Source organism: Neisseria weixii, from assembly GCF_042658245.1.
Classification (GTDB): domain Bacteria; phylum Pseudomonadota; class Gammaproteobacteria; order Burkholderiales; family Neisseriaceae; genus Neisseria; species Neisseria weixii.
In genome coordinates this window covers 25744-39021 of record NZ_JBHSPY010000014.1, presented here as the reverse complement: position 1 = coordinate 39021, position 13278 = coordinate 25744, and the positions used below count along the sequence as shown (strand labels likewise).

The 13278-nt window shown below is 51.0% G+C and carries 11 protein-coding genes and 1 pseudogene; 4 read left to right on the top strand and 8 right to left on the bottom strand.

Going from position 1 to position 13278, the window contains the following annotated elements:
- The first annotated feature begins 105 nt into the window (after positions 1–105).
- Positions 106–1761, top strand: coding sequence for a multidrug ABC transporter permease/ATP-binding protein (locus ACFPVS_RS08150; protein WP_378595598.1), 1656 nt, complete (start codon positions 106–108; stop codon positions 1759–1761).
- 298 nt (positions 1762–2059) lie between these two features.
- On the opposite strand, the gene argF is transcribed toward ACFPVS_RS08150, so the two are convergent.
- From argF to ACFPVS_RS08115, 7 genes and pseudogenes are all read right to left on the bottom strand, one after another.
- Positions 2060–3055, bottom strand: a complete 996-nt coding sequence (gene argF / locus ACFPVS_RS08145; protein ID WP_096294668.1) for an ornithine carbamoyltransferase — start codon at positions 3053–3055, stop codon at positions 2060–2062.
- Positions 3056–3137: 82 nt separating this feature from the next.
- Positions 3138–3644: pseudogene (locus ACFPVS_RS08140) on the bottom strand (methylated-DNA--[protein]-cysteine S-methyltransferase); the annotation flags it as partial.
- Between the two features lie 79 nt (positions 3645–3723).
- Entirely contained in the window at positions 3724–4857 is a 1134-nt protein-coding gene (gene dapE, locus ACFPVS_RS08135) for a succinyl-diaminopimelate desuccinylase (protein ID WP_378595597.1), read from the bottom strand.
- Between the two features lie 144 nt (positions 4858–5001).
- Positions 5002–5619: an HI_0552 family protein gene (locus ACFPVS_RS08130; RefSeq protein WP_096294666.1), complete on the bottom strand. Its 618-nt coding sequence runs from the start codon at positions 5617–5619 to the stop codon at positions 5002–5004.
- A gap of 101 nt (positions 5620–5720) precedes the next feature.
- A complete protein-coding gene (locus tag ACFPVS_RS08125; protein WP_378595595.1) occupies positions 5721–6230 on the bottom strand; it encodes a hemerythrin domain-containing protein in 510 nt (169 codons plus the stop codon).
- 121 nt (positions 6231–6351) lie between these two features.
- A complete protein-coding gene (gene azu, locus ACFPVS_RS08120) occupies positions 6352–6930 on the bottom strand; it encodes an azurin (protein WP_096294665.1) in 579 nt (192 codons plus the stop codon).
- A 234-nt stretch (positions 6931–7164) separates the two neighbouring features.
- On the bottom strand, positions 7165–7593 hold the full coding sequence (locus tag ACFPVS_RS08115) for a DciA family protein (protein ID WP_096294664.1): 429 nt from the start codon (positions 7591–7593) through the stop codon (positions 7165–7167).
- 153 nt (positions 7594–7746) lie between these two features.
- Between ACFPVS_RS08115 and secA the strand changes: the two genes are divergently transcribed.
- From secA to ACFPVS_RS08100, 3 genes are all read left to right on the top strand, one after another.
- A complete protein-coding gene (secA, locus tag ACFPVS_RS08110) occupies positions 7747–10503 on the top strand; it encodes a preprotein translocase subunit SecA (protein ID WP_096294663.1) in 2757 nt (918 codons plus the stop codon).
- A 233-nt stretch (positions 10504–10736) separates the two neighbouring features.
- Positions 10737–11834 (top strand): chorismate synthase, encoded by a 1098-nt coding sequence (aroC, locus tag ACFPVS_RS08105; protein WP_096294662.1) that lies wholly within the window; start codon positions 10737–10739, stop codon positions 11832–11834.
- A 155-nt stretch (positions 11835–11989) separates the two neighbouring features.
- Positions 11990–12448, top strand: a complete 459-nt coding sequence (locus ACFPVS_RS08100) for a ProQ/FINO family protein (RefSeq protein ID WP_096294661.1) — start codon at positions 11990–11992, stop codon at positions 12446–12448.
- Between the two features lie 96 nt (positions 12449–12544).
- Here ACFPVS_RS08100 and lpxH read toward each other — a convergent pair whose 3' ends face one another.
- Positions 12545–13252, bottom strand: coding sequence for a UDP-2,3-diacylglucosamine diphosphatase (gene lpxH / locus ACFPVS_RS08095; protein WP_096296068.1), 708 nt, complete (start codon positions 13250–13252; stop codon positions 12545–12547).
- Between the last annotated feature and the right edge of the window lie 26 nt (positions 13253–13278).

Here is a 13278-nt window from a genome sequence, read left to right as displayed (position 1 = left end):
TTCGAGCAGCGTATCACGAAGAAATGTGCCAAAGATGGGGAGTTTGCAAAGGTTTCAGGCCGTCTGAACCTTTCAGACGGTCTCAGTATTCCTACCGCTTTACACATGAACATCATTTCCCTCATCTACCGCCAATACCGCAAACCTTTTCTGATTATGTTCGGTCTGACCTTGCTCTCGGGACTGTTCGGCATCGGCGTGTTAATGTTTATCAATACTTATCTGTTGCAAAGCGGAGAGAGCGCACTCGGTGGCTTGATGTGGCCGTTCGGCTTATTACTGCTGGCCTATTTGGTGGTGGCCACTTGGTCGCAAATCCGCTTGTCGCGCATCGGTCATCAGTTTGTATTTGAAATGCGCACGCAGCTTCTGAAGCGGATTATGGATTCGCAAGAAGCGCAAATCCAGCTCACAGGCAAACCGAAACTGCTGGCCAGCCTGTCCAACGACATCCGCTCACTGAGCATGGCGTTTACCCGCTTGCCGGAATTTACACAAGGCGTGTTGTTTACCGTCGGTTGCAGTCTGTATTTGGTGTGGCTGTCGCCCAAGCTTTTTCTGGTTACCGCTGTCGTGTTACTGCTGATGATTGCAGGCACCAATCTGATTGTAAAACACGTGTTCCAAAGCTTCCGCAAAATGCGCGGCTTTGAAGACGAACTCTACACCCATTACGAAACCAGCCTTGACGGTCATAAAGAGCTGACGCTCAACCGTTATCGCGCCGAACGTTTCTACCGTAAAGACTTTACCACCGCTGCACAAAACAACCGCAGCTGGGCGGTGCGTGCCGACAGTCTGCATGCCTTGGCCATTAACTGGGGCAACACCGCCATGCTGGCGGCAGTGGGCATTATTTTTTATCTGTCGGTCTATCATCAATGGGCAAGCTTGGCCGATGCGGCAACCGTCACCATGACTGTCTTATTTATGCGCTCGCCGCTCTCGCAAGCCATAGGGGCATTTCCCATGCTGATGAACAGCAAAGTCGCACTCGAAGCGCTGAATAATCTCGGTTTAACAGAATACCGGCCGGGCTTTCACAGCGGCAATCTCATGCCGTCCGAATGGAAAACCATCCGGTTGGAAAACATCACCTATGCCTACCCCGAACAAGGCGGCCAATCGTTTGCGCTGCAGCCGGTGAATCTCACGCTCCGCCGCCATGAAACCGTGTTTCTCATCGGTGGCAACGGTTCGGGAAAATCAACACTGTCGATGATTTTGGCCGGTTTGTACATTCCGACTTCGGGCAAAATATTTGTGGACGACACCGAAATCACCGGACACAACCGCGATGCCTACCGCCAGCTTTTTGCCAGCGTGTTCACTGATTTTCATTTGTTTGACCAATTAGTCGGCAATATGGGCGAAGACGCTTCGGCCGACATGATTGCCCGTTGGCTCGACCGCCTCCAGTTGGGCGACAAGGTAAAACTTGAAAAAAACCGCATTCTCAACAGTAAGTTATCGCAAGGCCAGAAAAAACGTCTCGGCCTGCTGGCTGCAGCGCTTGAAAACCGCAGCATGCTGATTCTCGATGAATGGGCTGCCGACCAAGACCCGCATTTCCGCCGCGTGTTTTACGAAAAACTGCTGCCGCTTTTGCAACAGCAAGGCTGCACCGTCTTCGCAATCAGCCACGACGACAAATACTTCCACCATGCCGAACGGATTATCTCGATGAAACAAGGGGTATTGAGCGAGTTTGATGCCGAAGAAGCGGTGAAAGTGGCGGATGAACACAGCCGAGAAGGTTGAGGCTGAGACCTTTGCAAAACCTCAAGAATTACCAATAAAAACCTTAGGCCGTCATTCCCGCGCAGGCAGGAATCCATCACAACATCTAAGAAACCTATTTTATTCAACAATTTGCTATGATCAAAAATGGATCCCCCTTCGCGGGGAAGTGTAGCGGACTTGCGCAACTAATGAAGGTTTTATGGTTTGATTGGTGGTTGATGAGGTTTTTCAAAGGCCTCAGCCCGTCTGAAAGCCAATAAGTAAAAGGCCGTCTGAACAATCATTATTCAGACGGCCTTGAATTCATTCTTAAACCTCACTCACCCAACGCAGCCACCATCACCGCTTTAATCGTGTGCATGCGGTTTTCCGCTTGGTCGAATACGATGCTGGCTTCGCTTTCAAACACGTCTTCGGTCACTTCTACGCCGTTTAAGCCGAAGGTTTCGTAAATCCATTCGCCGACGGTGGTTTCGCGGTTGTGGAAGGCCGGCAGGCAGTGCATGAATTTCACTTGCGTATTGCCTGAAGCGGCCATCAATTCAGGCGTAACACGGTAGGCTTTGAGCAAATTGATGCGCTCCTGCCACACTTCTTTAGGCTCGCCCATGCTCACCCACACATCAGTGTGGATAAAATCCACGCCGTTGACCGCTTCTTCGGCATTTTCGGTCAGCAGGATTTTCGCGCCGCTTTCTGCCGCCACCGCTTTGGCTTGCGCCACAATGTCTTCAGACGGCCACAATGCTTTCGGTGCACCGATACGCACGTCCATGCCCAGTTTCGCACCTAAAATCAGCAAAGAATTGGCCATGTTGTAACGCGCATCACCGACATAAGCATAAGCCACTTGGTGAAGCGGTTTGTCGCTGTGTTCCTGCATGGTCAGCGCGTCGGCCAGCATTTGCGTCGGGTGGAATTCGTTGGTCAAGCCGTTGAACACCGGTACGCCGGCGTATTTGGCCAATTCTTCGACAATTTCCTGCCCGAAACCGCGGTATTCGATACCGTCGTACATACGGCCCAACACGCGTGCGGTGTCTTTAATGCTTTCTTTATGGCCGATTTGGCTGCCGGTCGGCTCGAGATAAGTCACACCCGCGCCTTGGTCGCGTGCCGCCACTTCAAAGGCACAACGTGTGCGGGTGGATGTTTTTTCAAAAATCAGGGCAATGTTTTTGCCTTTCATCCGCTGCACTTCTTTGCCTGCTTTTTTGGTGGCTTTGAGTTCGGCGGCAAGGTTCAAATAATGCAGGATTTCGTCTTGGCTGAAATCAAGCAGCTTCAAAAAATGGCGGTTTTTGAGGTTCATTGCAGTCTCTCTATTGTCAATGTTTTCAAATGATTAAAATCTTTTTCAGACGGCCTGATCGCAAAACAAGGCCGTCTGAAACTTAAAACAGTGTTCCCTGCTCCATGCCGCTTTCCAAATCCAGCAAAAACCGTTTGCGCGCCATGCCGCCGCCGTAACCGACCAGCTTTCCGTCGCTGCCGATCACGCGGTGGCAGGGAATCAGAATCGATACTTTGTTTTGCCCGTTGGCAGCGGCAACCGCACGGATGGCTTTCACATTACCCAACTGCTGCGCCTGCTCCTTGTAGCTCAAGGTCGCGCCGTAGGGAATAGTCAGCAGCACCTGCCAAACCTGCTTTTGAAAATCGGTGCCGACCATGTGCAGCGGTGTGTTGAATGTTTTCAGACGGCCTGCGAAATACTCGGCCAATTCATGTTGAAATTCATCATGATACACACTTTTTTGCCAACTGAAATTGGCTGACAAGGCTTGGTGCAGATGAGTCAATTCGCGCTGCAATTGGTCTTGATCGGCAAATTCGAGCAGACACAAACCTTCGCTGCTGAACACGGCCAGTATTTTGCCGATGGGCGTATCCAGCCGCGCCACGTTTAAAGTGGCGGTGTAATCGTCGCAATGGGCAAAACGCAAATCGGCAGGGTTCATTTCAGACGGCCTTCACTTCCTATTTCAACAATTCCGTCATCATGCCTTCATAAATCGCGGATAACTTTGGAATATCGTCCAGCAATACGTTTTCATTGAGCTGATGAATGGTGGCGTTGCTCGGACCCAATTCAATCAATTCAGCGGCAATGGCTTTAATGAAACGGCCGTCTGAAGTGCCGCCACTGGTCGACAATTCGGCTTCCACGCCGCATATTTGCCGAATCGTGGCTCGTGCTGCGTCGGTCAAACGGCCGGCTTGGGTTAGGAACGGCTGACCGGAACAAGACCATGCTAAATCGTACTGCACGCCGCAACGGTCGAGAATGTCTTGCACGCGCTGCTTCAGGCTCTCTTCGGTGGATTCGGTCGAAAAACGGAAATTGAATTTGACGTTGAGTTCGCCCGGAATCACGTTGGTGGCACCGGTGCCGCCGTTGATGTTGGAAATCTGGAAGCTGGTCGGCGGGAAATAATCGTTGCCCTCGTCCCATACTTCTTTTGTGAGCGCGAGCAAGGCCGGGGCAAAGGTGTGCACGGGATTCACCGCCAAATGCGGATAAGCGATGTGGCCTTGTTTGCCTTTAACGGTCAAATTGCCCGAAAGCGAACCGCGGCGGCCGTTTTTCAGCATATCGCCCAATACTTCCGTCGCGGTCGGTTCGCCGACAATGCAGTAATCAATCAGCTCGCCGCGCGCTTTCAATACATCAACCACTTTGGTGGTGCCGTCGTGCGCGTCGCCTTCTTCATCGGAAGTAATCAGCAGCGCAATGCTGCCCTGATGGTCGGGATGCACCGCCACAAATCGCTCGCAGGCGGTGACGAAACAGGCAATGCTGGTTTTCATATCAGCCGCGCCGCGCCCATACAAACGCCCTTCGCGCTCGGTCGGCTCAAACGGCGGCGAATCCCATTTTTCCAAAGGGCCGGCCGGCACCACGTCGGTGTGTCCGGCAAAACACAACACCGGCGCGGTGTTGCCGCGGCGCGCCCAGATGTTTTTGGTGTCGCCGAAATTCATTTCTTCGATGGTAAAACCGATTTTTTGCAGGCGTTCGGCCAAAAGCTGCTGGCAGTTTTGGTCATCGGGGGTGACGGACGTACGGGCAATGAGTTGCTTGGCAAGTTCCAAGGATTGGGTTTCAGTCATTTTATGCTTTATTTTCAATGGCATTTTTGAGATTAAGGCCTTCTGAAAGAAAACGCATTCCGTATTTCAGACGGCCTGAGAATGCTGGTGATGATAACGAGATGCGCTTTATCTGGCAACCCGCAACAGGCCGTCTGAAAACAGTTATTTAAAACAGGCTTCATACAGCGGAGTCAATTCTTCTATCGCATCCACAATCCATCGCTGCACGTCTTGCTTGCCCAAATCCGCGCGCTTGATGTGTTTGCCGATGCAGAAAAAATCGTCTTCATTGTGCAGGCGGATGTTTTCAGACGGCGTGCCGGCTACGGTGGCGTAATCGGCATATTCGTCTTCCGCACCGTGCCAAATATCGAAAGCAGCGTATTTTTGCGCGTTTAATTCATCCAACCATTGGTTGTATTGCAGCAAGGCAATGGGCGACACGCCGGCTTTGTAGCAATGCCAATCAAGGCTGACGGTGAGACGGCGGCGGTTGAGCAACACGGAAATAATCGCGGCGGAATCTTGGTATTGCGCGTATTTGAAATAAGCGAAAAAGTGCGCGCGCACCTGCCAGCCGTTACACCAGCGCTCGATGTGCGGCGGTGCGAAGGATCCGCCCAAGTCATCGGCCACACGCCCGATAAGCTCGCGCCAAATCTGCCAATGGTGTTTATACGCGGCTTTGATCGGCTCAATCATTTCCGGCGCATGTTTTTTCATTTGGGCAAACTGATAAAAAGGGATGTCGAAAAGTTCGCTGCTTTGAGGAGTGAGCATGGTCATTCTCCTTAATTGGATAAATAAACGGTTTGCGCTTTCAGACGGCCTATTAAGGTGATTTGATGCCGTCTGAAATCATAAACGGGGTTTTCAAAGCTTTATTGGCGTCTTCTCGCGGCCATAATTTCTCCGATTTCGGTCAGCTTTTCTTTGGGAATAAAGGTTTTGCCCATTTCAAACAACGGTTCTTCAATGCCTAAATGCACATCGTATCCGGCGGTAAAGCGCTGCAATACTTCGGTGTCTAACTGATGATCTGCGTCGGCCTCCAATCGGGCAAACTCATCCGCCACCGCCGACCAGTTGGCGTGCAGGCTTTCGTGCTGGCGCAATAATTCGTCAATACTCTCCTGCGCTTGCGGGGCGTATTGCAGCAGCAAAGGAAAAAAGTTCTCTTCTTCATCCTCATGATGCAAAGGCGCCGCTACATTGAAATATTGGCTGATTTGACGTATGGCTTGCAGCACCACATCGTTGCGGCCGTTTTCAGCAATATAATCGGGCAACATGTTGACTTGGCTGCAAAAACGGCGCACTTTGTCATGACAGGCATAGAGCATGTCGATGGGTTGGGCAAAAGTCACGCTTGGGGTATTGAACAGGTTCATGGCAGGGTTTCCTTATGTTCAGACAGCCTATCGGATTAGGCTACGCTTTTTTGGGGTCTGCGAAAGTAAAACAGCCCGCAACAAGGCAGGCTGTTCGATTCAAATCGGTTACACAGAGATATTAGTCAACCAAAGTGATGGTACCGTTCATCAAAGCACCGTGGCCCGGGAAGGTACAAGCAAATTTGTAGCTGCCGTCCGCCAATTTGGCAGGGTCGATTTTGATGGTGTCTTCTTCACCGCCACCAAGCAGTTTGGTGGCGGCAACAATACGTTCGTCATTTGGTTTTACATATTCAGCGTCAGGACCTGCAGCCACGCCGTCTTTGAATACGCCGTCTTGGTCTTCAGCTTTAGTAATTACCAAGTTGTGACCCATGCTGGCTTTAGGCTGAGTACCAACGTGTTTGAGAGTGATGCTGAATTCAGAACATGCTTTGCTGACTTGGATGTCTTTGATGTTGAACTGCATAGCGTCGTTAGATTCAACCACAACCCCACAGTTACCGGCAGCAGCGTCAGCCGCAGGGGCAGCGGCTTCTGAAGCCGGAGCAGCTTCAGCAGGCATAGCTTCAGCAGGAGCAGATGCTTGAGCAGCAGGCGCAGGCTCGTTAGCAGGTGCAGCCGGAGCGGCAGGTTCTTGTGAGCAGGCAGCCAAACCAATAACGGCGGCAGAAATCAGAGCCAAATAAGCTTTCATGTAATATCTCCTAATGATGAGAATTGAATGATGAGAATGTTTCAGTTATCCAAAATATTTGTGCCGGAAGACGCCATGCCTTCTGTAACAAAAGAGAAGTATGCGACTTTATTCTGCTCCAAACTTTGATTTAAATCAAAGTTCAAATAAAGATTTACACCTACTTACAAAATGAGAATTTATTTTATTTAATTAGGCTATTTTTTCATTCTGAAATTAACTTTCTTTAACAAATTATCCTTGTCCATAATGCTTTTTGGCCAGTTGTTCCAAGCGTTCGGCCAACTTAGGGTGCTGCTCCTGCAACTTGGCTGCGGTGTCTTCAAAACTCTGCAAAGCGGCTTCGCTTAACCGCAAGGTATTTTTGCGCTCGGGTTTGGGCGGCTTAGGCAACACCCTCACCTGCACATCGGCAATATCGGCGCGCAACAGCTTCAATTGCGGCAGCAACGAGGGCAGAATCATTTTCAAGCGCGAAGAAGCCATATTATTGGCCGCCAGCAAAACCAGCCTGCCGTTTTCGACACAGGCCGTCTGAAAATGCGCGCGCAAATTGGCAGGCAGGATATTTTTCACTTCCTGATCCAACCTGTGCCACTGTTGCGCTTGTTGCAACAATGCCTGCAAATGTCGGTCACGCTTGCCCAATTGTTCTAAATTCATGTTTCAGACGGCCTTTTTATCGGTTATTTTGTCAACGAATATTGAAATACGGTAAAACCGTCTTTATTTCAGACGGCATTAACACCTTACACAATCGCTTGTGTTAAAATCCAGCTTTCGCCATTCATTATTTTTAGGCGCAGGAACCAATTCATGCTGACAAACATTGCAAAGAAAATCTTCGGCAGCCGCAACGACCGCTTGCTGAAACAATACCGTAAATCGGTCGCAAAAATCAATGCCCTTGAAACCGACATGCAGGCTTTGAGCGACCAAGCATTACAAGGGAAAACCACAGAATTCAAACAACGCTTGGCCGACGGTGCCACTTTAGACGATATTTTGGTCGAAGCATTTGCCGTCTGCCGCGAAGCCAGCCGCCGCGTATTGGGCATGCGCCACTTTGACGTGCAACTCATCGGCGGCATGGTACTGCACAACGGCAAAATCGCCGAAATGCGCACCGGTGAAGGTAAAACCTTGGTCGCCACTTTGGCGGTTTACCTCAATGCCTTATCCGGAAAAGGCGTACATGTTGTAACCGTCAACGATTATCTGGCCGCGCGCGACGCAGGCATTATGGAGCCTTTATATAATTTCTTAGGCTTGAGCGTGGGCGTGATTGTATCCGACATGGAGCCTTTCTACCGCCAAACTGCTTACGGCTCCGACATCACCTACGGCACCAACAACGAATTCGGTTTCGACTACCTGCGCGACAATATGGTCACTGACCAATACGATAAAGTTCAGCGTGATTTGAATTTTGCCGTAGTCGATGAAGTCGATTCCATCTTGATTGACGAAGCACGTACTCCGCTGATTATTTCCGGCCAAGCCGATGACAATGTGCAGCTTTATCAAGTGATGGACAGCGTTCCGGCACAGTTAATCCGCCAAGAAACCGAAGACGGCGAAGGTGATTACTGGGTTGATGAAAAAGCACACCAAGTGATTTTGAGTGAAGCAGGTCACGAACACGCCGAGCAGATTCTGACTCAAATGGGCTTGCTGGCCGAAAACGACTCGCTCTACTCTGCCGGCAACATCGCACTGATGCACCACCTGATGGCCGCATTGCGCGCGCATACTTTGTTCCACTTGGATCAGCATTATGTGATTCAAGACGGCGAAATCGTGATTGTCGATGAATTCACAGGCCGTCTGATGGCCGGCCGCCGCTGGTCGGAAGGTTTGCACCAAGCCGTTGAAGCCAAAGAAGGCGTGGAAATCAAGCGCGAAAACCAAACCCTGGCTTCCATTACATTCCAAAATTATTTCCGACTCTACGCCAAGCTGTCAGGTATGACCGGTACCGCAGATACTGAAGCTTTCGAATTCCAAAGCATTTACGGCTTGGAAACGGTCATTATTCCGACCAACCGCCCGATTCAGCGTAAAGACTTCAACGACCAAATTTTCCGCTCGACCGACGAAAAATTCGAAGCCGTGGTCAAAGACATTCAGGAATGCTACGCCAAAGGCCAGCCGGTATTGGTGGGCACGACCAGCATCGAAAACTCGGAACTGGTGTCGCGCCTCTTAACCAAAGCCGGCCTGCCGCACAACGTTTTGAACGCCAAAGAACACGAACGCGAAGCCTTAATCGTGGCGCAAGCCGGTAAAGTCGGCGCGATTACGGTGGCCACTAACATGGCCGGCCGTGGTACCGACATTGTGTTGGGCGGCAACTTGAAGCATCAAATCGACGCCATCCAAGCTGACGAAAACTTGAGCGACAAAGACAAAGCCGCACAAATCGCCGCTTTGGAAAACGGCTGGCAAGCCGAACACGACCAAGTGGTCGCTGCGGGCGGTTTGCACATCATCGGCACCGAACGCCATGAAAGCCGCCGTATCGACAATCAATTGCGTGGCCGTGCCGGCCGTCAGGGCGATCCGGGATCGAGCCGTTTCTACCTGTCGTTTGAAGATCCATTGTTGCGACTGTTTGCCCTTGACCGTGCCGCCGCCATTCTCAACCGTTTGGCGCCGGAACGCGGGGTCGCCATCGAACACGGCATGCTGACACGTCAAATCGAAGGTGCGCAACGCAAAGTCGAAGGCCGCAACTTCGATATGCGCAAACAAGTATTAGAATACGATGACGTGGCCAACGACCAGCGTAAAGTGATTTACCACCAACGCAACGAAATCCTGACCAATAAAGACGTTATCGATTTAACCAAAGACATCCGTGCCGAAGTCATCAGCGATTTGGTCGATGCCCACATGCCGCCGGATACCATGGAAGAACAATGGGATTTACCGACGCTGCAAAGCAAATTACTGGCCGATTTCCGCCTGAATGCCGACATCGCCGGCTGGTTACAAGCCGACAATACTTTAGATGGCCAAGATGTGAAAGAGCGTTTGATTGACCACATCGAAACCGAATACGCTGAGAAAGTCGAATTGGTCGGCGAGCAGCAAATGGCCGATTTCGAACGCAATGTCATGTTGCAAGTCATCGACAACCAATGGCGCGAACATTTGGCGGCGATGGATTACCTGCGTCAAGGCATTCACTTGCGCAGCTACGCGCAAAAAAATCCGAAGCAGGAATACAAACGAGAAGCCTTCGCCATGTTTGAAAACCTGTGGAGCGGCATTAAGCACAACATTGCATCGCTGCTGACATCGGTGCAAATCGAGCGCAACGACACCCCTGCCGAAGACTTTGCCGCCCAACCAATCACCGATATGCAGGAAATGCATTCCGATGCGCCTGATATCGAAGAATTGCTCGGCGAATCGAAAAGCGATTTGGCCGCCGGTGCCTTCAATCCGGCCGGCAACGACTTCAGCCCGGAAGCCCTTGCCGCCAAAGGCCAAATCATTCACCGCAACGACCCATGCCCATGTGGTAGTGGCTTGAAATACAAACAATGTCACGGTAAATTGAGCTGATTGATTAAAAATGAATCAAGGCCGTCTGAAAATATTTTGCGTTTTCAGACGGCCTTTTTATCGCGGTAAAGTGTGTTTTATTTTGCTTTAAAGAATCATTATGCTCAAAAACGATATTTTTAATGTATCGTATCAATTTACCCAATCAGGCCGTCTGAAAACAAAATCCGTTTCAGACGGCCTTTATGTTAAAATTCAGCCCATTCGTTTAACAACATTTTTAGAGCAGAATTATGGCAGGCAACACTTTCGGACAACTCTTCACCGTCACCACCTTCGGCGAAAGCCACGGCCCCGCTTTGGGATGCATTATCGACGGCTGTCCGCCCGGATTGCCGCTCACAGAAGCCGACATCCAAGCCGACCTTGACCGCCGCAAACCCGGCACCAGCCGCCATGTAACCCAGCGCCGCGAAGCCGACCAGGTGGAAATCCTATCCGGCGTGTTCGAAGGCAAAACCACCGGCACACCGATTGCCCTGCTGATTCGCAACACCGACCAGCGCAGCAAAGATTATGGCAACATCGCGCAGCAATTCCGTCCCGGCCACGCCGACTACACCTATTGGCACAAATACGGTACGCGCGACTACCGTGGCGGCGGCCGCTCTTCCGCCCGTGAAACCGCTGCCCGCGTAGCCGCCGGTGCGGTGGCAAAAAAATGGCTGAAGGAGCAATTCGGCACCGAAATCACCGGCTATGTGACCCAAGTCGGCGAAAAAGCCATCCGTTTTGAAAACTTAGCCTTCATCAGTCAAAACCCGTTCTTCGCCGCCAACCAAAGCCAAATCGAAGAATTGGAAGACTATATGGACAGCGTGCGTAAATCTCTGGATTCTGTCGGCGCGAAGCTGCACATCGAAGCGAAAAACATTCCGGTCGGCTTAGGCGAACCGGTGTTTGACCGCCTTGATGCCGACATCGCCCACGCTATGATGAACATCAATGCCGTTAAAGGCGTGGAAATCGGTGCCGGTTTTGATTGCGTGACACAACGCGGTAGCGAGCACGGTGACGAACTCACAGCAGAAGGCTTCTTGAGTAACCACGCCGGCGGTATTCTCGGCGGGATTTCCACCGGCCAAGACATCCACGTCAACATCGCCATCAAGCCGACCAGCTCGATTGCCACGCCGCGCCGCAGCATCGACATCGACGGCAAGCCGGTCGAAATCGCCACCCACGGCCGCCACGACCCTTGCGTCGGCTTGCGCGCCGCACCCATTGCCGAAGCTATGTTGGCCTTGGTGCTGATGGATCATGCCTTGCGCCACCGCGCCCAAAATGCCGATGTCAGCGTCAACACGCCCGACATCGCCCGTTTCAAATAATCCACATGTTCAGGCGGCCTAGTAGGATAAATCAGGCCGTCTGAACAAATTCACACACAAAAACTTCGCCTAATCAGCCACTTTATACTACAATGGCAAGCATTTGCCGTGTACTAGGGAGCGCACGGCTTCAGATTGACAGGAATACAGACAACATGACACAAGAAACCGCTTTGGGCGCCGCACTCAAAACCGCCGTCCAAACCATGAGCAAAAAGAAACAAACCGACATGATTGCCGATCATATTTACAGCAAATACGACGTATTCAAGCGCTTCAAACCGCTGGCTGTCGGTATCGACCAAGACTTAGTTGCCGCCCTGCCGCAATACGACGCCAGCCTGATTGCCCGCGTATTGGCAAACCACTGCCGCCGTCCGCGCTATCTGAAAGCATTGGCTCGCGGCGGCAAACGCTTTGATTTGAACAACCGTTTCAAAGGCGAAGTGAGCCCGGAAGAACAAGCGATTGCGCAGCAACACCCTGCCGTGCAGCAAGCCATGGCCGCGCAAGCCGAACGCCAAGCAGCCAAAGCCGCCGAACAAGCCGAAGTGCCTGCCGCTGAAACCGTGGCGGAAGCCGCTCCTGCTGCTGAAAAACAAACCGAAGCTTAATCACGCTTTTTCTAATATATAAAAAGGCCGTCTGAAAATTTTCGATTTTCAGACGGCCTAACATTTGTATTTATAAAGATTAACTGATTCTTCTCATTACTCTCTGACGAATTCAAAGCCTTGTTCATCCACGTTTAATACCGAAGCATAATCGGCTTTCCAATCGCCTAACACAATACGGGTAAGATCCTCATTTACATGGATATTTTCCCGATGGGTATGGCCGTGAATCAACAGCGACACACCATATTGCCTGGCGATTTTCGCAGTAAACTCAGGATTTACGTCCATGATTTCAGCCGATTTTTGCTGTTTGTCCTGCTTGCTGGTGTGGCGGATTTTATGGGCGATTTTCAAGCGTACCGACAACGGCAGCATCAAAAACAGCTTCTGCCGCCATTTCTGATGCACTTTTTTGCGAAACTGCTGATAACGCACATCATCAATACACAAAGTATCGCCATGACACAGCAAAGCTTGTTGCCCGAATAAACCCACCACTTGATAATCAGGTAAGAGCTTCATGCCACATGCCTGCGTAAAACGTTCGCCAATCATAAAATCACGGTTGCCGTGCTGAAAATAACAGGCCACACCTTGATCGCTTACATGGCGAATGGCTCGTTTCACCGAATCAATCAGGGGCGACGTTTCATCATCGCCGACCCAAAAATCAAACAAATCGCCCAAAATATACACCGCCTGCGCCTGCGGTGCTTTCTCCTGCATAAAACGCAGAAACAACGCCGTCAGCTCGGGGCGTGATTCGCTCAAATGTACATCGGCAATAAAATAAATCGGCATGGAAGGGTTCATAAAATCAATTTCAG

Coding starts and splice junctions, on each gene's coding strand:
- ACFPVS_RS08125 (WP_378595595.1), bottom strand. CDS start 6,230: ATGAACCTGTTCAATACCCCAAGCGTGACTTTTGCCCAACCCATCGAC.
- aroC (WP_096294662.1), top strand. CDS start 10,737: ATGGCAGGCAACACTTTCGGACAACTCTTCACCGTCACCACCTTCGGC.
- ACFPVS_RS08115 (WP_096294664.1), bottom strand. CDS start 7,593: ATGAATTTAGAACAATTGGGCAAGCGTGACCGACATTTGCAGGCATTG.
- ACFPVS_RS08100 (WP_096294661.1), top strand. CDS start 11,990: ATGACACAAGAAACCGCTTTGGGCGCCGCACTCAAAACCGCCGTCCAA.
- azu (WP_096294665.1), bottom strand. CDS start 6,930: ATGAAAGCTTATTTGGCTCTGATTTCTGCCGCCGTTATTGGTTTGGCT.
- lpxH (WP_096296068.1), bottom strand. CDS start 13,252: ATGCCGATTTATTTTATTGCCGATGTACATTTGAGCGAATCACGCCCC.
- argF (WP_096294668.1), bottom strand. CDS start 3,055: ATGAACCTCAAAAACCGCCATTTTTTGAAGCTGCTTGATTTCAGCCAA.
- ACFPVS_RS08130 (WP_096294666.1), bottom strand. CDS start 5,619: ATGCTCACTCCTCAAAGCAGCGAACTTTTCGACATCCCTTTTTATCAG.
- dapE (WP_378595597.1), bottom strand. CDS start 4,857: ATGACTGAAACCCAATCCTTGGAACTTGCCAAGCAACTCATTGCCCGT.
- ACFPVS_RS08150 (WP_378595598.1), top strand. CDS start 106: ATGAACATCATTTCCCTCATCTACCGCCAATACCGCAAACCTTTTCTG.
- secA (WP_096294663.1), top strand. CDS start 7,747: ATGCTGACAAACATTGCAAAGAAAATCTTCGGCAGCCGCAACGACCGC.